20 protein-coding genes and 3 tRNA genes are annotated in these 22,995 nt (G+C 59.5%); 19 read left to right on the plus strand and 4 right to left on the minus strand.

Going from position 1 to position 22,995, the window contains the following annotated elements:
- The 14 genes from folP (at window position 1) to ACWNZ1_RS23015 (ending at window position 12,783) form a co-directional block, all read left to right on the plus strand.
- Entirely contained in the window at window positions 1–852 is an 852-nt protein-coding gene (gene folP, locus ACWNZ1_RS22950) for a dihydropteroate synthase (protein WP_135843645.1), read from the plus strand.
- A gap of 16 nt (window positions 853–868) precedes the next feature.
- The gene (gene glmM, locus ACWNZ1_RS22955) at window positions 869–2,206 is read left to right on the plus strand and encodes a phosphoglucosamine mutase (RefSeq protein ID WP_265072695.1); all 1,338 of its coding nucleotides are present in this window, start codon (window positions 869–871) and stop codon (window positions 2,204–2,206) included.
- Between the two features lie 66 nt (window positions 2,207–2,272).
- Window positions 2,273–3,028 (plus strand): triose-phosphate isomerase, encoded by a 756-nt coding sequence (gene tpiA, locus ACWNZ1_RS22960; RefSeq protein ID WP_135843647.1) that lies wholly within the window; start codon window positions 2,273–2,275, stop codon window positions 3,026–3,028.
- A 4-nt stretch (window positions 3,029–3,032) separates the two neighbouring features.
- Window positions 3,033–3,416 carry a preprotein translocase subunit SecG gene (secG, locus tag ACWNZ1_RS22965; RefSeq protein WP_135847947.1) on the plus strand — a complete coding sequence of 128 codons (384 nt, stop codon included), beginning with the start codon at window positions 3,033–3,035 and terminating at the stop codon, window positions 3,414–3,416.
- 21 nt (window positions 3,417–3,437) lie between these two features.
- Window positions 3,438–3,523 (plus strand) — tRNA-Leu (locus ACWNZ1_RS22970).
- Window positions 3,524–3,620: 97 nt separating this feature from the next.
- Window positions 3,621–3,697 (plus strand) — tRNA-Met (locus tag ACWNZ1_RS22975).
- A 140-nt stretch (window positions 3,698–3,837) separates the two neighbouring features.
- On the plus strand, window positions 3,838–4,296 hold the full coding sequence (gene rimP, locus ACWNZ1_RS22980; protein WP_025211790.1) for a ribosome maturation factor RimP: 459 nt from the start codon (window positions 3,838–3,840) through the stop codon (window positions 4,294–4,296).
- Window positions 4,297–4,355: 59 nt separating this feature from the next.
- A complete protein-coding gene (gene nusA, locus ACWNZ1_RS22985; RefSeq protein WP_003197716.1) occupies window positions 4,356–5,837 on the plus strand; it encodes a transcription termination factor NusA in 1,482 nt (493 codons plus the stop codon).
- Between the two features lie 27 nt (window positions 5,838–5,864).
- On the plus strand, window positions 5,865–8,387 hold the full coding sequence (gene infB / locus ACWNZ1_RS22990) for a translation initiation factor IF-2 (RefSeq protein ID WP_135843648.1): 2,523 nt from the start codon (window positions 5,865–5,867) through the stop codon (window positions 8,385–8,387).
- A gap of 159 nt (window positions 8,388–8,546) precedes the next feature.
- Complete coding sequence (gene rbfA / locus ACWNZ1_RS22995; RefSeq protein WP_003177871.1) at window positions 8,547–8,948, plus strand: 30S ribosome-binding factor RbfA; 402 nt, start codon at window positions 8,547–8,549, stop codon at window positions 8,946–8,948.
- Between the two features lie 3 nt (window positions 8,949–8,951).
- Window positions 8,952–9,869: a tRNA pseudouridine(55) synthase TruB gene (gene truB, locus ACWNZ1_RS23000; protein ID WP_256454253.1), complete on the plus strand. Its 918-nt coding sequence runs from the start codon at window positions 8,952–8,954 to the stop codon at window positions 9,867–9,869.
- A gap of 143 nt (window positions 9,870–10,012) precedes the next feature.
- On the plus strand, window positions 10,013–10,282 hold the full coding sequence (rpsO, locus tag ACWNZ1_RS23005; protein WP_003197723.1) for a 30S ribosomal protein S15: 270 nt from the start codon (window positions 10,013–10,015) through the stop codon (window positions 10,280–10,282).
- A 194-nt stretch (window positions 10,283–10,476) separates the two neighbouring features.
- Window positions 10,477–12,582, plus strand: coding sequence for a polyribonucleotide nucleotidyltransferase (gene pnp, locus ACWNZ1_RS23010; protein ID WP_060739215.1), 2,106 nt, complete (start codon window positions 10,477–10,479; stop codon window positions 12,580–12,582).
- Window positions 12,583–12,707: 125 nt separating this feature from the next.
- Window positions 12,708–12,783 (plus strand) — tRNA-Thr (locus ACWNZ1_RS23015).
- A 9-nt stretch (window positions 12,784–12,792) separates the two neighbouring features.
- Here the strand turns inward: ACWNZ1_RS23015 and ACWNZ1_RS23020 are convergent.
- Entirely contained in the window at window positions 12,793–13,341 is a 549-nt protein-coding gene (locus tag ACWNZ1_RS23020) for a hypothetical protein (RefSeq protein ID WP_135843649.1), read from the minus strand.
- A 299-nt stretch (window positions 13,342–13,640) separates the two neighbouring features.
- Between ACWNZ1_RS23020 and ACWNZ1_RS23025 the strand changes: the two genes are divergently transcribed.
- Entirely contained in the window at window positions 13,641–13,946 is a 306-nt protein-coding gene (locus tag ACWNZ1_RS23025) for a DUF6388 family protein (protein ID WP_060739213.1), read from the plus strand.
- A gap of 39 nt (window positions 13,947–13,985) precedes the next feature.
- Here ACWNZ1_RS23025 and nadC read toward each other — a convergent pair whose 3' ends face one another.
- A complete protein-coding gene (nadC, locus tag ACWNZ1_RS23030; RefSeq protein ID WP_135843650.1) occupies window positions 13,986–14,834 on the minus strand; it encodes a carboxylating nicotinate-nucleotide diphosphorylase in 849 nt (282 codons plus the stop codon).
- 243 nt (window positions 14,835–15,077) lie between these two features.
- On the opposite strand from nadC, the gene ACWNZ1_RS23035 reads away from it, so the two are divergent.
- The 4 genes from ACWNZ1_RS23035 (at window position 15,078) to ACWNZ1_RS23050 (ending at window position 21,068) form a co-directional block, all read left to right on the plus strand.
- Window positions 15,078–17,297, plus strand: coding sequence for a DUF1631 domain-containing protein (locus tag ACWNZ1_RS23035; RefSeq protein ID WP_256454254.1), 2,220 nt, complete (start codon window positions 15,078–15,080; stop codon window positions 17,295–17,297).
- A 64-nt stretch (window positions 17,298–17,361) separates the two neighbouring features.
- Window positions 17,362–17,922 carry a 1,6-anhydro-N-acetylmuramyl-L-alanine amidase AmpD gene (gene ampD, locus ACWNZ1_RS23040; protein ID WP_135843652.1) on the plus strand — a complete coding sequence of 187 codons (561 nt, stop codon included), beginning with the start codon at window positions 17,362–17,364 and terminating at the stop codon, window positions 17,920–17,922.
- Window positions 17,919–18,755: a regulatory signaling modulator protein AmpE gene (gene ampE, locus ACWNZ1_RS23045; protein WP_135843653.1), complete on the plus strand. Its 837-nt coding sequence runs from the start codon at window positions 17,919–17,921 to the stop codon at window positions 18,753–18,755. The genes ampD and ampE overlap by 4 nt, the downstream gene beginning before the upstream one ends.
- A 1,608-nt stretch (window positions 18,756–20,363) precedes the next feature.
- The gene (locus ACWNZ1_RS23050; RefSeq protein WP_406550204.1) at window positions 20,364–21,068 is read left to right on the plus strand and encodes a methyl-accepting chemotaxis protein; all 705 of its coding nucleotides are present in this window, start codon (window positions 20,364–20,366) and stop codon (window positions 21,066–21,068) included.
- Between the two features lie 120 nt (window positions 21,069–21,188).
- Here ACWNZ1_RS23050 and ACWNZ1_RS23055 read toward each other — a convergent pair whose 3' ends face one another.
- Both ACWNZ1_RS23055 and cra read right to left on the minus strand, forming a co-directional pair.
- Entirely contained in the window at window positions 21,189–21,965 is a 777-nt protein-coding gene (locus ACWNZ1_RS23055) for a TatD family hydrolase (RefSeq protein WP_256454257.1), read from the minus strand.
- 20 nt (window positions 21,966–21,985) lie between these two features.
- The gene (cra, locus tag ACWNZ1_RS23060; RefSeq protein ID WP_135843656.1) at window positions 21,986–22,981 is read right to left on the minus strand and encodes a catabolite repressor/activator; all 996 of its coding nucleotides are present in this window, start codon (window positions 22,979–22,981) and stop codon (window positions 21,986–21,988) included.
- Window positions 22,982–22,995 lie beyond the last annotated feature (14 nt).

Raw genomic sequence — 22,995 nt, forward strand, 5'->3', positions numbered from 1 at the left:
ATGACTTCTGTTCAGTCCTCAACCCGGTTGCCTTGCGGCAACCGGGTTCTTGATTTGGCCCATGTGCATGTCATGGGCATCCTCAATGTCACTCCCGATTCCTTTTCCGATGGTGGTCGATTCAGCCAGCTCGATGCGGCTCTGCGGCATGCCGAGGCGATGGTGGCTGCCGGTGCTACGCTGATCGACGTTGGCGGCGAGTCGACCCGGCCGGGTGCGCGTGCGGTCTCGCCTACCGAAGAACTGGAGCGAGTCGCGCCGATTGTCGAGCGCATACACCGCGAACTTGATGTCATTATCTCGGTCGATACGTCCACGCCGGCGGTCATGCGTGAAACTGCACGACTGGGCGCAGGCTTGATCAACGATGTACGATCCTTGCAGCGCGATGGTGCCCTGGATGCCGCAGCGGCCACCGGGTTGCCCGTTTGCCTGATGCATATGCTCGGCGAGCCCGGAACGATGCAGAACGACCCGCACTACCAGGATGTGACCAGGGAAGTCGGTGAGTTCCTGGCGGAGCGTCTGAGTCAGTGTGCTGCTGTGGGTATTCCTGCCGAGCGGATAATTCTTGATCCAGGGTTCGGCTTTGCCAAGACGCTGGCCCACAATTTGAGCCTGTTCAAACATATGGACGCCTTGCATGCCCTGGGGCGGCCCCTGTTGGTTGGGGTCTCGCGAAAGAGCATGATAGGCAATGCCTTGGGCCGTCCGGTGGGAGAGCGTCTGTATGGCGGTCTCGCCCTTGCGGCCTTGGCCCTTACCAAAGGTGCACGCATATTGCGCGTGCACGATGTAGCCGAAACGATGGATGTCGTGCGGATGATTGCAGCTGTGGATTCAGCCGAATAAGAATGACGGAGCACTTATGAGCAAGAAATACTTTGGCACCGACGGTATTCGTGGTCGGGTCGGCGAATACCCTATTACCCCTGATTTCATGCTCAAGCTCGGCTGGGCGGCCGGCATGGCGTTCCGTAAAATGGGCGCCTGCAAAGTGTTGGTCGGCAAGGACACGCGAATTTCCGGCTACATGTTCGAATCGGCGCTCGAGGCCGGCCTGACGTCGGCGGGCGCCGATGTGATGCTGCTCGGTCCGATGCCGACGCCGGCCATTGCCTACCTGACGCGTACGTTCCAGGCCCAGGCGGGTATCGTGATCAGTGCTTCGCACAACCCGCATGATGACAACGGCATCAAGTTCTTCTCCGGCCAGGGTACCAAGCTGCCGGATGATATCGAGCTGATGATCGAAGAACTGCTGGACACGCCGATGACTGTGGTCGAGTCGAGCAAGATCGGCAAAGTGTCGCGGATCAACGATGCGTCGGGTCGCTACATCGAATTCTGCAAAGGCAGCGTGCCGACTGGTACTAGCTTTTCGGGCCTGAAAGTCGTGGTCGATTGCGCTCACGGTGCGACCTATAAAGTCGCGCCGAGTGTATTTCGCGAGTTGGGGGCCGAAGTGGTCGTGCTCTCCGCTTCGCCAAACGGGTTGAACATCAACCACAACTGTGGCTCCACCCATACCGAGGCGCTGCAGGCGGCGGTACTGGCCGAACAGGCCGATATCGGGATCGCCTTCGATGGCGACGGTGATCGAGTCCTGATGGTCGATCACACCGGTACAGTCGTTGACGGTGATGAGTTGCTGTTCATCATTGCTCGCGATCTGCACACGCGGGGTAAGCTGCAGGGCGGAGTGGTCGGTACGTTGATGAGCAACCTTGGGCTCGAGTTGGCCCTTGCGGACCTGGATATCCCCTTCGTGCGGGCCAATGTGGGAGATCGCTACGTGATCTCGGAGTTGCTGGAGCGCAATTGGGTGATCGGGGGCGAGAACTCTGGTCACATCGTGTGCTTCGACCATACCACCACGGGCGATGCCATCATCGCGGCCTTGCAGGTGCTGATGGCGCTGAAGGCGCGTAATGAAGGGCTCGCGCAGTCGCGCCAGGCATTGCGCAAATGTCCACAGGTGCTGATTAACGTACGTTTTGGTGGTGGTGAGAACCCTATCGAGCATGCGACGGTCAAGCAGGCCAGTGAGCGTGTAACGCAGGCGATGGCCGGGCGTGGGCGCGTGCTATTGCGCAAGTCCGGCACTGAGCCTTTGGTGCGTGTCATGGTTGAAGGCGAGGATGAGGCACAGGTCCGCGGTTATGCCGAAGAGCTGGCGAAACTGGTTACTGAAGTTTCTGCCTGAATTCGGCTTGCCAGTCATGCATCGGTTGGGTAACATCTGCGCCCACTTTGACCGACGAGGTACAGCATGCGTCGCCCTATGGTAGCTGGTAACTGGAAGATGCACGGTACCCGCGCCAGCGTCGCTGAGCTGATCAATGGCCTTCGTCATCTGGCCTTGCCAAGCGGTGTTGATGTCGCGGTATTCCCGCCTTGCTTGTATATCAATCAAGTGATTGATGGCTTGAAGGGTAAGTCGATTTCGGTCGGCGCGCAGAACTCTGCGGTGGAACCCATGCAAGGCGCGTTGACTGGTGAGATTGCGCCGAGTCAATTGGTGGATGCAGGTTGTTCCCTGGTTTTGGTCGGGCACTCCGAGCGTCGCCTGATCATGCGCGAGCAGGACAGTGCCTTGATTCGCAAATTTGCGGCAGCTCAGGCCTGCGGTCTGATTCCGGTGTTGTGTGTAGGGGAAACCCTCGAGCAGCGTGAAGCCGGGAAGACCCTTGAGGTTGTCGGGCGTCAGCTCGGCAGCATCATTGAAGACCTGGGTGTCGGTGCTTTTGCAAAGGCAGTCATTGCTTACGAGCCGGTCTGGGCCATTGGCACCGGGCTGACTGCTTCGCCGCAACAGGCGCAGGATGTGCACGCCGCCATCCGCGCGCAGTTGGCGGCAGAGAATTCTGAAGTGGCACGAGGTGTGCGGCTTCTATACGGCGGCAGCGTGAAGGCGGCCAATGCGGTCGAACTGTTCGGCATGCCGGATATCGATGGGGGGCTCATTGGTGGAGCTTCCCTGAATGCAGATGAGTTCGGTGCGATTTGTCGCGCCGCGGGAAACTGAAAAAATGCTGGAAACAGTCGTAGTCGTTTTTCATCTGCTGGGTGCACTGGGCGTAGTTGCTCTCGTATTGCTGCAGCAGGGTAAAGGTGCGGATGCTGGTGCGTCTTTCGGTGCAGGTGCTTCAAATACTGTATTCGGAAGCCAAGGTTCCTCTACCTTTCTTAGTAAGTTTACTGCTATACTTGCCGCCGGTTTCTTCATAACCAGCTTGGGGTTAGGTTACTTTGCTAAAGAGAAGGCTCAAGAGCTGACTCAAGTAGGTTTGCCAAACCCAGCAGTGTTGGAAGCGCCAAAGCAACAACCGGCTTCTGATGATGTCCCGGTGCTTCAAGAGCAAAAGTCGGCCAATCCGGCGACTGACGTACCTCCAGCTCAAGAGCAGAAGTAAGAAGGTTTCAAACGCTGTATTGCCGAGGTGGTGGAATTGGTAGACACGCAACCTTGAGGTGGTTGTGCCCATAGGGTGTAGGGGTTCGAGTCCCCTTCTCGGTACCAATTATCAGGAGAGCCCGCAATTGCGGGCTTTCTTGTAGGTGGAAGGGTTACATTGACCCTGTAAAGGATCGGTCGTATACTTCCGCCCCAGCTTTGTCGCGGGATGGAGCAGTCTGGTAGCTCGTCGGGCTCATAACCCGAAGGTCGTCGGTTCAAATCCGGCTCCCGCAACCAGTTTCAGGGGCCCCTTCCAAGGGGCTTTTTGTTAGCTGGACACTTTATAACGCCGCTGTTCGACGGCGTTTCAGGGATGGGCGATTCGCCCATTTTTTTTTATTTGCACAGCATGCACAAACATGCACGAGGGGGTTCAGGTGTCGAGCAAGCTAGAACAGTTGCAGGCCTTGTTGGCCCCGGTGGTCGTGGCCCTTGGCTATGAATGCTGGGGTATTGAGTTTTCGGCTCAAGGTCGCCACTCACTGTTGCGCGTTTATATCGATAAGGAAGGCGGCGTGTTGGTGGATGATTGCGCCATCGTCAGCCGTCAGATCAGCGGTGTATTGGATGTCGAAGACCCAATCACCTCCGAATACACCCTTGAAGTTTCCTCGCCTGGCATGGAACGCCCTCTGTTCACCCTTGAACAGTTTGCTTCGTTTGCCGGTGAACAAGTGAAGATCAAGCTGCGCTCGCCTTTTGAAGGTCGACGCAACTTTCAAGGCCTTCTGCGCGGTGTAGAAGAGCAGGACGTCGTGGTGCAGGTAGAAGACCATGAGTTCCTGTTGCCGATCGATATGATCGACAAGGCCAACATTATTCCCAGTTTTGACTGATACGTGCCAGATACTGCGGATCCCGCGGATCCAATGGCTTGCGAAAGGCGAGGCGTACGATGAGCAAAGAAGTACTGCTGGTTGTTGAGTCGGTATCCAATGAAAAGGGCGTACCGGCTAACGTTATTTTTGAAGCGCTGGAGTTGGCTCTGGCCACTGCCACTAAAAAGCGGTTTGAAGACGAAGTTGATTTGCGTGTGGAAATCAATCGCCACACCGGTGCCTATGAGACTTTCCGTCGCTGGACGGTAGTCGAGGAAGCCGACCTGGACGATCCGGCTATCGAAACCTGGCCGAGCAAGGTTGCAGAAACGCATCCTGGCGCCAAGGTAGGTGATGTAGTCGAAGAAAAGATCGAGTCCATCGAGTTCGGTCGCATCGCTGCACAGACTGCCAAGCAGGTCATTGTGCAGAAAGTTCGCGAAGCCGAACGTGCACAAGTCGTCGACGCCTATCGCGAGCGCCTGGGGGAAATCATCTCCGGCACCGTGAAAAAGGTTACCCGTGACAACGTGATCGTTGACCTGGGCAACAACGCCGAAGCGTTGCTGGCCCGTGAAGACATCATTTCTCGCGAAACTTTCCGGGTTGGCGTGCGCCTGCGTGCGCTGCTCAAGGAAATCCGCACCGAGAACCGCGGCCCGCAGCTGATCCTGTCGCGTACTGCGCCGGAAATGCTGATCGAGTTGTTCCGCATCGAAGTGCCGGAAATTGCTGAAGGCCTGATCGAAGTAATGGCCGCCTCCCGTGATCCGGGTTCGCGTGCCAAGATCGCGGTCCGCTCCAAGGACAAGCGTATCGACCCGCAAGGCGCCTGCATCGGCATGCGTGGTTCGCGTGTCCAGGCCGTATCCGGCGAGTTGGGCGGCGAGCGCGTGGACATCGTCCTGTGGGACGACAACCCGGCTCAGTTCGTGATCAACGCCATGTCGCCTGCTGAAGTGGCGGCAATTATCGTCGACGAAGATGCCCATGCCATGGACATCGCCGTTGGCGCAGACAATCTCGCTCAGGCCATCGGTCGCGGTGGTCAGAACGTGCGTCTGGCTAGCCAGTTGACCGGCTGGACCCTGAACGTGATGACCGAATCGGACATCCAGGCTAAGCAGCAAGCTGAAACCGGCGACATCCTGCGCAACTTCATCGACGAGTTGGAAGTCGACGAAGAGCTGGCACAGGTGCTGGTGGATGAAGGCTTTACCAGCCTGGAAGAGATTGCCTACGTACCGGTGGAAGAAATGCTCAACATCGACGGCTTTGACGAGGAGATCGTCAACGAGCTTCGCGCTCGGGCCAAGGATCGTTTGTTGACCAAAGCTATCGCTACTGAGGAAAAGCTGGCAGACGCCCATCCGGCCGAAGACCTGCTCTCGCTTGAGGGCATGGACAAGGATTTGGCGATGGAACTGGCGGTGCGCGGCGTAATTACCCGCGAAGACCTGGCCGAGCAGTCTATTGACGATCTGCTCGACATCGACGGCATTGACGATGATCGTGCCGGCAAGTTGATCATGGCCGCCCGAGCCCACTGGTTCGAGTAATTAGGCGCGGCCTGAGGAGAGAAGTGCATGACGCAAGTCACGGTGAAACAACTGGCCGATGAGGTCAAAACACCGGTAGAGCGCCTGTTGCAGCAGATGCGTGAGGCAGGTCTGCCGCACACCGCCGCCGAGGAACATGTGACCGACAGTGAGAAGCAGTCCCTGCTGACTCACTTGAAGAGCAGTCACAAGGCGAAAGTGGAAGAACCACGCAAGATTACTCTGCAGCGTAAAACCACCAGCACCCTGCGTGTTGCCGGTAGTAAAAGCATCAGCGTTGAAGTACGCAAGAAGAAAGTCTTCGTACAGCGCAGCCCGGAAGAAATCGAAGCCGAGCGCAAACGCGAACAGGAAGAACGTCGCGCAGTAGAAAATGCTGCACGTCAGAAGGCTGAAGAAGAAGCCAAGCGTCGCGCCGAAGAAGAAGCGCGTCGCCAGCCTGCTGCTGCGCAAACCGCTGCGGTCGAAGCCGTTGCGGCGCCTGCTGCGGTCGCCGAGCCTGTGCGCGAAAGCGCGCCGGTGGTGGCACCTGCTCCGGTACCTGCGGTTGATGCTCGCAAACGCGACGAACAGCGTCGTCCCGACAAGCCACGTGCTGACGACAACCGTCGTGGCAGTGGCGATGGCGAGCGCAAAAACGCTCCTCATCGTGCTTCGGTCAAGGAAAAGGCGCCGGCACCACGTGTTGCGCCACGTACCACTGACGAAGAAAGCGATGGCTTCCGTCGCGGCGGTCGCGGCAAAGCCAAGCTGAAGAAGCGCAACGCCCACGGTTTCCAGAGCCCGACCGGCCCTGTCGTGCGTGAAGTGAAGATCGGCGAGACCATCACTGTGGGTGATCTGGCCCAGCAGATGTCGGTCAAGGCTGCTGAAATCATCAAGTTCATGTTCAAGCTGGGCACGCCGGCCACCATCAACCAGGTACTGGATCAGGAAACTGCTCAACTGGTTGCCGAAGAGCTGGGCCACAAAGTGACCCTGGTCAGCGACACCGCCCTGGAAGATTCCCTGGCTGAGTCCCTGAAGTTTGAAGGTGAGGCGGTTTCCCGTGCGCCGGTCGTGACCGTAATGGGCCACGTTGACCACGGTAAGACTTCCCTGCTCGACTACATCCGTCGTGCGAAGGTTGCGGCAGGTGAGGCTGGCGGTATTACCCAGCACATCGGCGCCTACCACGTTGAAACCGACCGCGGCATGGTGACGTTCCTCGATACCCCTGGTCACGCCGCGTTTACCGCAATGCGTGCCCGTGGTGCCAAGGCGACCGACATCGTGATCCTGGTGGTTGCGGCGGACGACGGCGTGATGCCACAAACCATCGAAGCCGTTCAGCATGCCAAGGCTGCTGGCGTGCCACTGGTGGTTGCGGTGAACAAGATCGACAAGCCGGGCGCTGATCTCGATCGCATCCGTAGCGAACTGTCGGTTCACGGCGTGACTTCCGAAGAGTGGGGTGGCGACACTCCATTCGTACCAGTCTCGGCGAAGATGGGTACCGGCGTCGACGAACTGCTTGAAGCCGTTCTGCTGCAAGCCGAGGTTCTGGAACTGACCGCTACGCCTTCGGCTCCAGGTCGTGGTGTGGTTGTAGAATCGCGCCTCGACAAGGGCCGTGGCCCGGTGGCGACCGTCCTGGTTCAAGACGGTACCTTGCGCCAAGGCGACATGGTACTGGTCGGTTCGAACTACGGCCGCGTACGTGCCATGCTCGACGAGAACGGCAAGCCTATCAAGGAAGCCGGTCCGGCCATTCCAGTCGAGATCCTCGGCCTGGACGGCACACCGGACGCTGGCGACGAGATGAGCGTTGTGGCTGACGAGAAGAAAGCCCGTGAAGTGGCTCTGTTCCGTCAAGGCAAGTTCCGCGAAGTCAAACTGGCTCGTGCTCACGCCGGCAAGCTGGAAAACATCTTCGAGAACATGGGTCAGGAAGAGAAGAAGACGCTCAACATCGTCCTCAAATCCGACGTCCGTGGATCGCTCGAAGCGTTGAACGGCGCCTTGAACGGCCTGGGTAACGACGAAGTACAAGTGCGTGTGGTCGGTGGCGGTGTCGGTGGTATCACTGAATCCGACGCCAACCTGGCACTGGCTTCCAACGCTGTACTGTTTGGCTTCAACGTGCGTGCCGATGCTGGCGCTCGCAAGATCGTCGAGCAGGAAGGCCTGGATATGCGTTACTACAACGTGATCTACGACATCATCGAAGACGTCAAGAAAGCCCTGACCGGTATGCTGGGCAGCGATGTTCGCGAGAACATCCTGGGTACCGCGGAAGTGCGTGACGTGTTCCGTTCGCCGAAGTTCGGCGCGATCGCCGGTTGCATGGTGATCGAAGGTGTCGTTCACCGTAACCGTCCGATCCGTGTACTGCGTGAAGACATCGTTATCTTCGAAGGCGAGCTGGAATCCCTGCGCCGCTTCAAGGATGACGCTTCCGAAGTGCGTGCCGGCATGGAATGCGGTATTGGCGTCAAGAGCTACAACGACGTCAAGGTCGGCGACAAGATCGAAGTCTTCGAGAAGGTCCAGGTTGCTCGCAGCCTCTGACTCGCGCACTTCAAGAGCCGCACCGGGCAGCAGCATGAACATGCGCTGCCTGGCTGTCGGACTCTAAACGCAACGCCCGGTCTGGCTTTTGTCAGGCCGGGCGTTTGCCGCTTTCAGACCTCACGGGTTTGACCGTGGGGCAGTAACAGGTAACAAGACATGGCAAAAGAATATAGCCGTACCCAACGAATCGGCGATCAGATGCAGCGTGAGCTGGCTCAACTGATCCGTCGCGAAGTCAAAGACCCGCGCGTCGGTCTGGTCACCATTACCGCTGTGGAAGTTAGCCGTGACGTCGGTCATGCCAAGATTTTCATCACGGTGATGGGGCAGGACAGCGCCGAGGAAATTGCCCAAAGCATCAAGGTGCTCAACTCGGCAGCCGGCTTCCTGCGTATGCAGTTGGCCCGCGAGATGAAGTTGCGCAGCGTTCCACAATTGCATTTCCACTACGACGAAAGCGTCGTGCGAGGTGCGCACCTGTCGGCGTTGATCGAACGTGCCGTGGCTGAAGATAGCCAGCACCCGGTTGCGGCTGAACCCGAAGACACCAAGGAGTAATCGGTGGCTCAGGTCAAACGTATCCGTCGTAACGTCAGCGGCATCATCCTGCTCGACAAGCCTCTGGGCTTCACGTCCAACGCGGCGTTGCAGAAGGTTCGCTGGCTGCTCAATGCTGAAAAGGCCGGGCACACCGGTAGCCTCGATCCGTTGGCCACCGGTGTATTACCGCTGTGCTTCGGCGAAGCGACCAAGTTCTCCCAGTACCTGCTCGATTCCGACAAGGGTTATGAAACCCTGGCGCAACTGGGCAAGACCACCACCACGGCGGACGCCGAAGGTGAGGTTCTACTGGAGCGTCCGGTGACCGTTGGTCAGGCTGATATCGAAGCTGTGCTGCCAGGATTTCGCGGGCAAATCAGTCAGATACCGCCAATGTACTCGGCCCTCAAGCGTGATGGCCAGCCGTTGTACAAGCTGGCCCGTGCAGGCGAAATAGTGGAGCGCGAACCGCGTTCTGTTACTATTGCGCGCTTGGAATTGCTGGCCTTTGACGGTAATACTGCGCGGCTTGCCGTGGATTGCAGCAAAGGCACCTATATCCGTACCCTGGTGGAGGATATCGGCGAGCAGCTCGGCTGTGGTGCGTACGTGGCAGAATTGCGACGGACCCAGGCCGGACCTTTCACGCTGGCCCAGACGGTCACGCTGGAAGAGCTCGAAGCGGTACATGCCGAAGGCGGCAACGAAGCGGTCGACCGTTTCCTGATGCCATCGGACAGCGGGTTGCTGGACTGGCCGCTGTTGCAGTTCTCGGAACACAGTGCGTTCTACTGGCTCAACGGCCAGCCGGTACGTGCCCCGGATGCGCCGAAGTTCGGCATGGTTCGGGTGCAGGATCAAAATGGTCGCTTCATCGGTATCGGTGAAGTGAGCGAAGACGGGCGCATTGCGCCGCGTCGACTGATTCGGTCGGAATGACCGGAACCAGCCTGTGTAACAGCGGGCTGGCGAGTGTGGCTGTTAACAGGCACGGTCACTACTCATTTATAGATACAGGGATTTGTCCCTGGCCTGTTGAAGCTGTTTCTTTGAAACAGTTTCCTGACTAAAAGGATTGCCTCATGGCTCTCGACGTTCAAGAAAAAGCTCAAATCGTAGCTGACTACCAGCAAGCTGTTGGTGACACTGGTTCGCCAGAAGTGCAAGTTGCACTGCTGACCCACAACATCAACAAACTGCAAGGTCACTTCAAGGCCAACGGTAAAGATCACCACTCCCGTCGTGGTCTGATCCGCATGGTAAACCAGCGTCGTAAGCTGCTGGACTACCTGAAAGGCAAGGACGTGAGCCGTTACAGCGCTCTGATCGCTCGCCTGGGTCTGCGTCGCTAATCAGCGATTGCGCTAGAGGTTGGTTGTCTGTCGTACGTCAGTGGGTTTCCCGCTGGCGCATGGCAGGCTCCCAGCCTCAAGTTTTATCTGGATACACGTTTTACCCTGGACAGGCGTCGGGCCGATTCCCGTCATTGCCCAAGAATTTCGCAAGAAGACAAGTTCCCCAAGAGCCACAAAGAAGGTAGGACACCGTGAACCCGGTAATCAAAAAATTCCAATTCGGTCAGTCGACCGTTACCCTCGAGACTGGCCGTATCGCCCGTCAGGCCTCCGGCGCAGTGCTGGTCACCGTTGACGACGACGTCAGCGTATTGGTGACCGTTGTTGGTGCCAAGCAAGCCGATCCAGGCAAGGGCTTTTTCCCTCTGTCTGTTCACTACCAGGAAAAGACTTACGCTGCCGGTAAGATCCCTGGCGGTTTCTTCAAGCGCGAAGGCCGTCCTTCCGAGAAAGAAACCCTGACTTCCCGACTGATCGACCGTCCGATCCGTCCGCTGTTCCCAGAAGGCTTCATGAACGAAGTGCAGGTTGTCTGCACCGTCGTTTCCACCAGCAAGAAAACCGATCCGGACATCGCTGCGATGATCGGTACCTCGGCTGCCCTGGCCATCTCCGGCATTCCTTTCGATGGCCCGATCGGCGCTGCCCGCGTGGCGTTCCACGAAAGCACCGGCTACCTGCTGAACCCAACCTACGAGCAACTGAAAGCTTCGAGCCTGGACATGGTCGTGGCCGGTACTTCCGAAGCCGTGCTGATGGTTGAATCCGAAGCCAAAGAGCTGACCGAAGACCAGATGCTGGGCGCCGTACTGTTCGCCCACGACGAGTTCCAGGTGGTGATCAACGCCGTCAAGGAACTGGCCGCCGAAGCCGCCAAGCCAACCTGGACCTGGGCTCCGCAAGCCGAAGCCACCGAACTGCTGGGCGCTATCCGTGCCGAGTTCGGCGAAGCGATCTCCCAGGCCTACACCATCACCGTCAAGGCTGACCGCTATGCGCGTCTGGGCGAGCTGAAAGACCAGGTCGTTGCCAAGCTGTCCGGCGAAGAAGGCCAGCCGTCTTCCGCTGAAGTCAAAGCTGCTTTCGGTGAAATCGAATACCGCACCGTTCGCGAAAACATCGTCAACGGCAAGCCACGTATCGATGGTCGCGACACCCGCACCGTACGTCCGCTGAACATCGAAGTTGGTGTTCTGCCAAAGACCCACGGTTCGGCACTGTTCACCCGTGGCGAAACCCAGGCCCTGGTCGTTGCCACGCTGGGCACCGCCCGTGACGCGCAACTGCTGGACACCCTGGAAGGCGAAAAGAAAGACCCGTTCATGCTGCACTACAACTTCCCTCCGTTCTCGGTGGGCGAGTGTGGTCGCATGGGTGGCGCCGGTCGCCGCGAAATCGGTCACGGCCGTCTGGCCCGTCGTTCGGTCCAGGCCATGCTGCCTGCCGCTGACGTGTTCCCGTACACCATTCGCGTAGTCTCGGAAATCACCGAGTCCAACGGTTCGAGCTCGATGGCTTCGGTCTGCGGTGCTTCCCTGGCCCTGATGGACGCCGGTGTGCCAATGAAGGCGCCGGTTGCCGGTATCGCCATGGGTCTGGTGAAGGAAGGCGAGAAATTCGCCGTCCTGACCGACATCCTGGGTGACGAAGACCACCTGGGCGACATGGACTTCAAAGTGGCCGGTACCGCCAAGGGCGTCACCGCACTGCAGATGGACATCAAGATCAAGGGCATCACCGAAGAGATCATGGAAATCGCCCTGGGCCAAGCCCTGGAAGCGCGCCTGAACATCCTCGGTCAGATGAACCAGATCATTGGTCAGTCCCGTACCGAACTGTCGGAAAACGCTCCGACCATGATCGCGATGAAAATCGACACCGACAAAATCCGTGATGTCATCGGTAAAGGCGGCGCGACCATCCGTGCGATCTGTGAAGAAACCAAGGCTTCGATCGACATCGAAGACGACGGTTCGATCAAGATCTTCGGCGAAACCAAGGAAGCGGCAGAAGCAGCACGCCAGCGCGTTCTGGGTATCACTGCCGAAGCCGAGATCGGCAAGATCTACGTCGGCAAGGTTGAGCGCATCGTCGACTTCGGTGCCTTCGTCAACATCCTGCCGGGCAAGGACGGTCTGGTCCACATCTCCATGCTGAGCGATGCTCGCGTCGAGAAAGTGACCGACATCCTCAAAGAAGGCCAGGAAGTGGAAGTGCTGGTACTGGACGTGGACAACCGCGGTCGTATCAAGCTGTCCATCAAAGACGTGGCAGCAGCCAAGGCATCGGGCGTTTAATCAACCCCTCGCTTAGCCGCTGAACAAGCAAACGCCCCGACTGGTTCGGGGCGTTTTGCTGTGTGGTGAAAATCCCTGTGTCGCAGGTTGCCTGGCCACGGGGGACGGTGCTAGTTTTAGCCACCGCCCGTGTAGCTCAGCCGGTAGAGCAGCGCACTCGTAACGCGAAGGTCGCAGGTTCGATTCCTGTCTCGGGCACCATTCTCCTTGTTATTTCACCTTCCTGCTCAGCTCCTCGACGGTGCGTTTGAGCTGGTCCATCTCGCGATCCTGATCACTGAGCTCCCGTTTCAGGGATGAGATTTCGCTGTTGTTCGAGCTCGAGCTGGAGCCGCTATTGCGCTTTAGATCTTCCACTTGCTTGCCAAGGTCGTTCAGGTCGCGTTCCTGTTCCTTGATCGTGCGCTTGAGCTCGTCAATTTCCTTGCTGCTGGAGGTGGAGCTGGACCCACTGTTGCGTTTGAGTTCTTCGATCTGACGGGCCTGTTCGCTAAGGGCGCGCTTCTGGTTTTCCAGTTCGTCAGTATTGTTCTTCACGGTTTTTGGCAGGTTTTCCAAGGCGCTGGCGCTGACGTTGGTCTTGACGAGTTTGTACTTATCAAATTGGTCATGTTGAAGGGCAGGAATGGCGTCGTCGTAAGACGGCCCAGCGGAGGAGACTTCAACAGCCGCTTGAGCAAGGCCGGCCAAGGTCAGGCTGCCGAGCAGCAAGGTTGCGGTAGCAAAGCGGGTAGACGAAAGCTTGGAAAAACTGCGCATCACTGGGTTCCTTGTGAAGTGCCGATGTGGCACATGGCTATGACTGGACGTTTTGACATATGTTCCCTGCACCTCCTGCGTCTTGTGCAACTTGTTTTGTGGAATAGATGTAAAGAGCCGTGTAAATCATTGGCAAAACATCCTATATTCGTCGCTGCATGAGCATCGCCCAGCAGTTTTCAGATGATCCCCGAATGGTTCTGAAGGCCAGATAAACCGGGCTTCACACGGTTTTTTGCGTCAGAGAGATCCTTGATGATCCAGATCCATCTTCCATTCCCCAGATCAACGAGAACGCCATGACTGTTAAAGAATTGACCCAGGAAGCCAGGCACGAAGAAGCACTGAAGAAGTACGTTCTGGATGCGCCCCAGTTGCTGGAAGAGATCAAGGACTTGTCCGCCGACGATCAAAAAGATCAGATCCAGTGGGCGTTCGAGGATGAGGCCGAAGCCCAGGGGCTGCAGCCTTGGGAGTTGACGCTCAAGTACACCAGCACGCCTGAAGAATTCGAGGTGCAGCGCCTTGCGTTGCACAAGGAAGCGGCCGAGGTGTTGGGTGTGGAATGGGATGAGTACTGCGAGATGAATAATCTGGTGGTCTGAGAAAAACGCCAGCCTTTTTGAGGCTGGCGTTTTTTGTTGTCAGAGGCTCAACCGCATCGACAGATCCACCGCTTTCACATCCTTGGTCATCGCCCCGATCGAGATGTAGTCCACCCCGGTCTCGGCAATCGGGCGCAACGTGCTTTCGTTGATCCCGCCGCTGGCCTCCAGCTTCGCCTTGCCGCCATTGAGGCGCACGGCTTCACGCATGTCGTCCAGGCTCAGTTCGTCGAGCATGATGATGTCGGCATTGGCCGCCAGTGCTTCTTTCAATTCCGCCAGGCTTTCCACCTCGACTTCCACCGGCTTGCCCGGCGCGATCTTGTGGGCGGCGGTAATGGCCTGGGCGATGCCACCGCAGGCGGCGATGTGGTTTTCCTTGATCAGGAAGGCATCGTACAGGCCGATGCGATGGTTATGGCAGCCGCCGCAGGTGACGGCATACTTCTGGGCCAGGCGCAGCCCGGGCAGGGTCTTGCGGGTGTCCAGCAGCTTGACCTGGGTGTCGGCGACGAAATCGGCCAGGTAACGGGCGCGGGTGGCGACGCCCGAGAGCATTTGCAGGAAGTTCAGCGCGCTGCGTTCACCGGTCAGTAGCGAGCGGGCCGGACCTTCGAGGTGGAACAGCGCCTGATCGGGACTCACCCGGTCGCCGTCGCGCACTTGCCAATGCACTGCGACGCGCGGGTCCAGTTGCCGGAACACGGCATCGACCCAGGCGGTGCCGCTGATGATCGCGGCTTCGCGGGTAATGATGGTGGCCTTGGCCAGGCGTTCGGCGGGGATCAGTTGCGCGGTGATGTCGCCGCTGCCGATGTCTTCGAGCAACGCACGGCGCACGTTGGCTTCGATTTCGGCGGTCAGATCGGCGAGACGTAGATTCGGCATAACGGGCTCCACAAACAAAGTGGCCCGATTATAGGGCCAGTGGCCTGCCGAGCATATCGAACCTGCATTTGGTCGCATCCGCGCAACGTTTTCCCATTTCTCCGGTCACTTATTGCGTTGTATTTCGAGCTGGGTCACAGAGTCTGCTGGTACGACGGGGTTCTTTTACCAGATAATCCGCCTTTCGATTGACGTCATAGCTTTGACGTCTCGTGCCGAAGAATGCCGTTTCAGGAGGCTTGGATGCACAACGACGGGACTGGGAATGTAGTGCCTTTGCACAAGGTTTCTACTGATCAGGCGAATCATTCGCCGCTCGCCCGCCTGCCTGTGATTCTGCTACAGGTTCGCGACAAGGCTGCGCAGCAGTTGCGCTTTGGCTTGCAGGGGCTGTTCGATAACGCCGACGACACGCTGTTCGAGATGGCTGACCGGGCGCGCAATGATGTCGAGCAGAACCTGTTCTTCGAAGCCATGCGTGACCTGCGCCTGAAACGCAAAAGTATGGAACGCGGGTTTATCGAGCAGTTTTTCGAGGCGTTTGTCGGCCTTGCACAATACGACCTGGCTCAAGCCTCCTTGGCCCCCGTCCTGGCCCCTGGCCCCCTGGCGCAGCCGACTCACGATGACCTGGAGCGCCATGTGGCGGTCGAGACCATGGTCACGCGGGTACTCGGTCGTGAGGGTGTGTCGCTCGATCAACTGACAGCCCGCCTCAGCGTGCTTTTGGACCGGCCGTTGGCCAATCAGCAGAATCCCCTGAGCCCCGCGCTGCTGTGTGAAAATTTTCTACAGGCCGGGCGCAACCTGGGGGTGGGAATCAAGGTCAAGCTGATCCTGCTCAAACTGTTCGAGCGCTATGTGCTCAGCGAGTGCGACCAGCTCTACGCCGAGGCCAATCAGTTGCTGGCCGCCACCGGTGTGTTGCCGGACCTCAAGGCCTCGCCGTCCCGTCGTGCTTCGGATCGTCTTGACGATAGCCCTCGGCCCACCGTCGACAACGTGGCTAAACCCAAGGCGGCGCAGGTCGATGACAGCGTGGAGGAGGTGTTCTCTGCGTTGCAGAAGCTGCTGCGCCAGGTCCGTGGCAGTGTGGCGCCGACACTGGAGGCCAGCGCTGCGCCCCAGCCGATCTCGACCCAAGACCTGCTGCGATTGCTCTCTCATTTGCAGCAGTACGTTCCGGCGCCGACCCTTCAGGACGAATTCGATCTGCGTAGCCAGCTCGAACAACTGTTGACGCGGGTCAGCGTCAGGAGCGGCAAGTCCCGGGTGGTCGAAGGCGCCGATGAAGACGTGATCAACCTGATCTCGATGATGTTCGAATTCATCCTCGACGACCATAACCTGCCGGACTCCCTCAAGGCCCTGATCGGCCGCCTGCAAATCCCGATGCTCAAAGTCGCGGTGCAGGACAAGAGCTTCTTCAGTCGCGGCAACCATCCGGCCCGGCGCCTGCTCAATGAAATTGCCGCCGCCGCCATGGGCTGGGGCGCTTGTGATGATCATCAACGCGACAGCCTGTACCTGCGCATCGAGCAGGTGGTGCAGCGCTTATTGAATGACTTCGTCGATGACCCGGCGATTTTCTCCGAACTGCTGGCCGACTTCCTGGCCTTCACCAGCGACGAGCGGCGCCGCAGTGAACTGCTTGAGCAGCGCATTCGTGACGCTGAAGAGGGGCGGGCCAAGGCTGAACTGGCGCGCCACCGAGTCGAAGGGGCGCTGAACCAGGTCATGCTGGGTAAAGTGTTGCCGCAAGCGGTGGTGGAGTTCGTGCAACAGGCCTGGAGCCAGGTGTTGTTGCTGACCTGTTTCAAGCATGGCAAGTATTCAGCCGAATGGCTGGCCGACGTATCGACCCTGGAACAACTGATCTGGAGCGTCCAGCCTCACGATGAGCCCGACGCTGGCCTGCAGTTGCTGGCGATTGTGCCGGAGCTGCTCAAGGCTCTGCGCGAAGGCCTGAACCGTTCGGCGTTCGACCCGTTTGCCACCAGCGAATTCTTCAGTGAGCTGGAGGTTCTGCACGTGCAGGCTCTTGAGCGTACGGGGCAGGCGACGGAGCAGGCCCAGTCGTTCAACTCTCCGGTCATGGTCCAGGTGCAGGAGAAAATTGTCCTGCGTCCCGCTCACCAAACGCCGGCGGACAACGCAGAGGTACGCTTGCCAGCCGATGATGTGGGCCTGATGCAGGTCGACCAATTGCGCTTGGGAAGCTGGGTGGAGTTCCAGGAGGACGATGACAATAGCCTGCGTTGCAAATTGGCGGCGATCATCGGGGCTACCGGCAAGTACATCTTCGTCAACCGCACCGGCCTGAAAGTGCAGGAGCACAGCCGCACCAGCCTGGCCCTGGAGTTTCGCCGGGGCGCGGTGCGCCTGTTGGACGATACCCTGCTGTTCGACCGGGCGCTGGAGTCGGTGCTGGGCAATCTGCGTCAGCTCAATCGCGCCAAGTGATCGCGCGATCTGGCCCGATCGCGGCATACTGACGGCATTCACTGTCGTTATCAAAGGAACCTGTATGCAGCTGGACCCCGCGAGCGGCTGGTGCGATGGCGTGCGTCATTGCCCATCGCCCAACTTCAATGCTCGCCCCGAGGGCGAGATTTCCCTGCTGGTGATCCACAACATCAGCCTGCCGCCGGCACAATTCGCGACGGGCAAGGTGCAGGAATTTTTCCAGAATCGTCTGGATGTCACGGAACATCCCTACTTTGCCGGTATTGCCGACCTGCGCGTGTCTGCGCACTTTCTGATCGAGCGTGACGGCGCCGTCACCCAGTTTGTCTCCTGTCTGGATCGTGCGTGGCATGCGGGCGTCTCGTGCTTCGAGGGGCGGGAGACGTGTAACGATTTTTCCATAGGCATCGAGCTTGAAGGCACCGATGATCTGCCTTTCACCGACGCACAATATGCCGTATTGGTGGACTTGACCGGGCAGTTGCAGGTGGCGTTCAGGGCGATCACGGTGCAGCGTATCTGTGGGCACAGTGATATTGCCCCTGGGCGCAAGACCGATCCGGGACCAGCATTCGACTGGGCGCGCTATCGCGCAGCCCTGACAGAAGGGGAAGGACAATGAGTTTTCTGGTGTTGCTGCTGGCGGTCTGGATCGAGAAATTCTCGGCCTTACGCCAGCGGATCCAGCGGGACGGTGGTTGGTTGCTCGAACTGAACAAGCTTGAAGCCAGCCCTCGTTGGGTTAACCGGCCCTGGCTGGTGCTGGTGGTGATGGTTTTGCTGCCGGTGGCACTGCTGGCGTTGCTGTTGTGGGTGTTGGATCCGGTGGCCTATGGCCTGCTGGCGCTGCCGGTGCACCTGTTGGTGGTGATTTACAGCCTGGGGCGCGGTGATCTGCTGGCGGACCTGGGGCCGTTTCGCGATGCCTGGCGGCGCGAAGACCTGCAAGCGGCGGCCCACGTGGCCAAGCGTGATCTGGACATTGAGGCCGATGATGGCGAGCGGTTGTTGGAGCGGGTCCAGGGCCATTTGTTGTGGCAGGCCTACCAGAGCTTTTTCGCGGTGATTTTCTGGTACTTCCTGCTGGGCCCGGTCGCGGCCCTGAGCTATCGCCTGCTGGCCCTGGCCGCCGAGCACAGCCAGAACGCCGGCGTGGCCGAGCGGGCCGCGCAGATGCGCCATGCCTTCGACTGGGTGCCGGTGCGGCTGCTGGCGGCGAGCTTCGCCCTGGTGGGCAACTTCGTGGCGGTCAGCCGAGTCATGCTGCATGAGTTGTTGAACTGGAACATCAGCGCCGCCGCTCTCATCGACAAGGTCGGCCTGGTGGCCGGCGAGATTCCCGCGCCCGTGGCCGGGCCGGATGGCATCAACAGCCTGGATCGGCTCTGGGAGTTGCTGCTGCGTTCGGCGGTGCTCTGGTATGCTGGGTTTGCGTTGTGGACGGTGCTGGCCTGATCTCGGCGAAATCACACTTATTTATTGAGTGAGCTTGTTGTGGCGAGGGAGCTTGCTCCCGCTCGGTTGCGCAGCAACCGCCGCCTTTAGGGAGGTGCTTCGCACCTCAGCGGGAGCAAGCTCCCTCGCCACAGTGCCTGCCCACCAAACATCTGCCGTTAACCTTAAGTTACAAATCTCCCCGCCGATTTAAGCTATACAGGAACAGCGCCCGAATAGTGGCTTTCTGCTGTCTCTGTGCGCCTGCCTATAAAAATAAAAAACCTATCGGGAGACTTCCTAGTGAAGAGTTTGCTCTGGCCCGCCGTCGCGCTGATGAACCGCCTGAGCTTCGGCATGAAGTTCAGCCTGATCAGCGTGCTGTTTCTGCTGCCGATGCTGGTGACCAATTTCTTTCTGGTGCGTGATTCCTATCGGGAGTTCCAAGGTACCCAAGTGGAGCTGCAAAGCCTCGACCTGCTGGGCAGCAGCCTGACTCTGCGCCGGGACTTGGAAACCCTGAATAACCTGGTGCAAATCAACGCCAGTCTGGGGCAGTCCGGCAAGGCCGGTGACGTCGAAGCGAAGATCGGTGCCCTCGAGCAGCAAGTGCTTGCGCGCCTGCAAGGGATGGCGGCCATGGCGGTCGAGCCTGAGCAGGTCAGCGCTTTCGATGCCAAGCGCGACGAAATGATTGTCGCGTTCAAGGCCCAGCAGGCCGAAAGCTCCCTGCAAAGCAAAAGCGCGTCGATCGGCAAGTTGCTCAACAGTGCGCAGATGTTCAGCCAGATCATCGCCAGCCAGGCGGGCCTGAGCCGTGACAACCAGAGCGACATCCGTCAGCTCAGTGAACTGATCATCGGCATCACCCCCAAGGTCACCCAGATCCTCGGTGAAGGCCGTGCGTTGGGGGCTTCTTCATTGGGGTTGGGATTTCTCAATTCGGCGTCGAGTACCCGGTTCGACGAGTTGCTGGCGCAGATCGACAAGCTCCAGGGTGAATATGAACTGAAACTGCAAGATGCCCTGGGTTCCAGCCAGGCGGCCGCGCAAGCCCTGGCCGACCAGGCCAATGGCAGTAAGAACAGCCTCAAGAAGGCCAGTGAGCTGATCGAAGAGCAGGTGGTGATGGCCGACACTCTCGATGCGCCATGGCCGGCGTTTTATGAGCAGGTCAGCGGCCTGATGGAGCAGACTTACCGGCTGAACGAAGCGACCCAGGGGTTTCTCGGTGTCCAGTTGCAGCAGCGCCTTGAGCAGAATCGCAGTCACATGGTGCTGCAAGCGGTGGCACTGGCGGCGGTGTTCCTGCTGATTTTTTATCTGTACGCCGGCTTCTATGCGTCGACCCGTACCACCCTCCAGCACTTGGGCCAGATGATGGACAAGGTGGCGGCGGGGGACATGACGGTTAATTTTGTGGCCCGCAGCAAGGATGAACTGGGTGAGTTGGGCGAGGTGTTCAACGGCACGGTGGCGAAGATCCATGACCTGATCGAACAGGTCGGTCGGACCGTCGCCGAAGTCGAACGCCAGGCCGGGCAAGTGGAAACAGTATCGGCTCGCAGCAACCTGGCCGTCGCCGGGCAGCGCAGCCAGATCGAGCTGGTGGCCACGGCGATGAACCAGATGTCGGCCACCGCCCAGGAAGTGGCCCGCAGTGCCGCTGCGGCAGTGAGCAGCGCCCACAGCGTGAACGACGAAACCCTCAGCGGGCGTGGGCTGGTGGAGTCCCAGCAGGGCAGCATCGCCCGGTTGGCCAGCGAGATCGATCAGTCGGTGCAGGTGATCAATCAACTGGCGACCGACAGCCAGGCCATCAGCCGCGTGCTGGACGTGATCAAGAGCATCGCCGAGCAGACCAACTTGCTGGCCCTTAACGCCGCCATCGAAGCGGCCCGGGCCGGTGAGCAGGGGCGCGGTTTTGCGGTGGTGGCCGACGAAGTACGGACCCTGGCCAAGCGGACCCAGCAATCGACCGAAGAAATCGAAGCGATGATCAGCCGTCTGCACGGCGGTGTGGGCGCAGCCGTCAAGGCCATGGGCTCTAGTCATGAGATGGCCAGCGGCACGGTCAGTCAGTCGGAGAAGGTCCAGCAGGCCCTGGAAAATATTCTCGGTGCCGTCGGCATGATCGTCGATCAGAACCAGCAGATCGCCGCCGCCGTGGAACAGCAGACGGCCGTGGCCCATGACATCGACCAGAACATCGTCGAGATCAACCGCGCCGGCGAACGCACCGCCGAAGGCGCGCACCAGACCGAAGACGCCAGCCGTGAGTTGTCCGCGCAGGTGGTGCAGCTCAAGCTGTTGATCAATGCGTTTCGGGTGTGAATCCGGCTGATTCGTCGCAAGTCCTGTGTGGGAGCGGGCTTGCTCGCGAAGGCGGCGTATCAGTTGATATCATCGTTGGCTGACACACCGTCTTCGCGAGCAAGCCCGCTCCCACAGGGGTCACCAGTTGAACAATTCGCGGGCGTTGGCCGTGCTGGCCTCGGCCAATTGCTCAGGGCTGATCGACATGATTTCAGCCAGCGCCGCGCAAATCGCCGGCAAATGTGCCGGGCTATTGCGCACGCCGGGAAACATCGCCGGGGCCATGTCCGGTGAGTCGGTTTCCAGCACCACCGCTTCCAGCGGCAGTTTCGCCAGCACCCGGTGCATGCGCAGGGCCTGGGGCCAGGTGGCGGCGCCTCCGAGGCCGAGCTTGAAGCCGAGCTTGAGGTACTCGCGGGCCTCCTCAAAACTGCCGGCGAAGGCGTGGATGATCCCTCCGCGCTTGAGGCCAAGGCGCTTGAGGGTGGCGATCACCGCGGCATGGCTGCGGCGCACGTGGATCAGCGCCGGCAGTTCGAATTGCGCCGCCAGTTGCAGTTGCGCTTCGAACAACGCTTGCTGACGCTCGCGATCGAGGGTTTCGATGTAGTAATCCAGGCCGATTTCCCCCACCGCACACAACTGCCGATGCCCGGCCAGGCGGGTCAGCCACTCGCGCAATTGCACCAGGTCTTCGGCGCGATGCTGATCGAGGTAGACCGGATGCAGGCCCAGGGCGGCGTGCAAGTCGGGGTCGCTTTGCACCAGGTCCCAGACCCGTTGCCAGTTGTCCCGATACACCCCCAGCACCACCATTTTCCGGACGCCCAAGGCGCGGCTTGCGGCCAGCAGCGCCGGGCGATCCGCGTCGAAGTCCGGGAAGTCCAGGTGGGTGTGGGTGTCGACCAGCTCCATGGGTTAATCCTGAAGAATGCTCAGCCCTGATGAATGCGCTGCTTGAACGTCCGCGCGATGGCCTGCACACCAGGCTGGTAGTCATCGTTTTCGATGGCTGCCAGCGCCAGCTCCAAAGCCTTGTCGGCGATCAGTTGATGCTGCTGGGACATGGCGTTGACCGGCAACGGCAGGAAATCCAGCAACTGCGTGTCGCCAAATGTGCCCAGGCGCAGCGGGCGCGACTTCAGCGGGAAATCGTGCAGGGCGTCGAACACCCCTTGCAGCAGCACATAGGAGGTGGTGATCAGCGCATCGGGCAGGTGCCCCAGGCGCGCGAGCATTTCATCCATCAACTGGCGGCCGCATTCACGGCTGAACGATTCTCCGTGTTCGATCAGCACTTGGCCTTCGAACCCGGCCAAGGCCTCGCTAAAGCCGGCGGTCCGCTCCTGGCTGATACTGAGTTCGGGGCGGGCGCTGATCAAGGCGATTTGCCGAGGGTGGGTCTCCAGCAGGCTGCGGGTCAGTTGCAGGCTGGCCTGGCGGTCGTCGCTGATCACCGAACAGAAATGCGCGGGCTCCATCACCCGGTCGATGGCGATGATCGGAATGCCCTTGGCTTGCAACTGGCGGTAACTGTCGTCCCCGGTTGGCAAACAACTGGCAACGATCAGCGCATCGCAGCGCCGGGCGCGGAACAGCTGCAACAGTTGCCGCTCGCTGTCCGGGGCGTCGTCGGAGCTGGCGATCAACAACTGATAACCCCGTGCCCGCGCGCCCTGTTCCAGCAGCTTGGCGATGCGCGCATAACTGGGGTTTTCCAGGTCTGGCAGGATGAAACCCAAGGTGCGGGTGTGCCGGCTGCGCAGCCCGGCGGCCTGGGGATTGGGCGTGAAACCATGTTCTTCGACCACCGCCCGCACCCGTTCAACGGTGGCGCTGCTGATGCGTTGCTGTTCGGCCTTGCCATTGATGACATAGCTGGCGGTGGTCACGGACACACCGGCCAGCTGGGCAATATCACTGAGTTTCAACCCGGTTTTCCTTA

Source organism: Pseudomonas sp. CFBP 5748, from assembly GCF_053850495.1.

Coding starts and splice junctions, on each gene's coding strand:
- folP (WP_135843645.1), top strand. CDS start 1: ATGACTTCTGTTCAGTCCTCAACCCGGTTGCCTTGCGGCAACCGGGTT.
- glmM (WP_265072695.1), top strand. CDS start 869: ATGAGCAAGAAATACTTTGGCACCGACGGTATTCGTGGTCGGGTCGGC.
- tpiA (WP_135843647.1), top strand. CDS start 2,273: ATGCGTCGCCCTATGGTAGCTGGTAACTGGAAGATGCACGGTACCCGC.
- secG (WP_135847947.1), top strand. CDS start 3,033: ATGCTGGAAACAGTCGTAGTCGTTTTTCATCTGCTGGGTGCACTGGGC.
- nusA (WP_003197716.1), top strand. CDS start 4,356: ATGAGCAAAGAAGTACTGCTGGTTGTTGAGTCGGTATCCAATGAAAAG.
- infB (WP_135843648.1), top strand. CDS start 5,865: ATGACGCAAGTCACGGTGAAACAACTGGCCGATGAGGTCAAAACACCG.
- rbfA (WP_003177871.1), top strand. CDS start 8,547: ATGGCAAAAGAATATAGCCGTACCCAACGAATCGGCGATCAGATGCAG.
- rpsO (WP_003197723.1), top strand. CDS start 10,013: ATGGCTCTCGACGTTCAAGAAAAAGCTCAAATCGTAGCTGACTACCAG.
- ACWNZ1_RS23020 (WP_135843649.1), bottom strand. CDS start 13,341: ATGCGCAGTTTTTCCAAGCTTTCGTCTACCCGCTTTGCTACCGCAACC.
- ACWNZ1_RS23025 (WP_060739213.1), top strand. CDS start 13,641: ATGACTGTTAAAGAATTGACCCAGGAAGCCAGGCACGAAGAAGCACTG.
- nadC (WP_135843650.1), bottom strand. CDS start 14,834: ATGCCGAATCTACGTCTCGCCGATCTGACCGCCGAAATCGAAGCCAAC.
- ACWNZ1_RS23035 (WP_256454254.1), top strand. CDS start 15,078: ATGCACAACGACGGGACTGGGAATGTAGTGCCTTTGCACAAGGTTTCT.
- ampD (WP_135843652.1), top strand. CDS start 17,362: ATGCAGCTGGACCCCGCGAGCGGCTGGTGCGATGGCGTGCGTCATTGC.
- ampE (WP_135843653.1), top strand. CDS start 17,919: ATGAGTTTTCTGGTGTTGCTGCTGGCGGTCTGGATCGAGAAATTCTCG.
- ACWNZ1_RS23050 (WP_406550204.1), top strand. CDS start 20,364: ATGTCGGCCACCGCCCAGGAAGTGGCCCGCAGTGCCGCTGCGGCAGTG.
- ACWNZ1_RS23055 (WP_256454257.1), bottom strand. CDS start 21,965: ATGGAGCTGGTCGACACCCACACCCACCTGGACTTCCCGGACTTCGAC.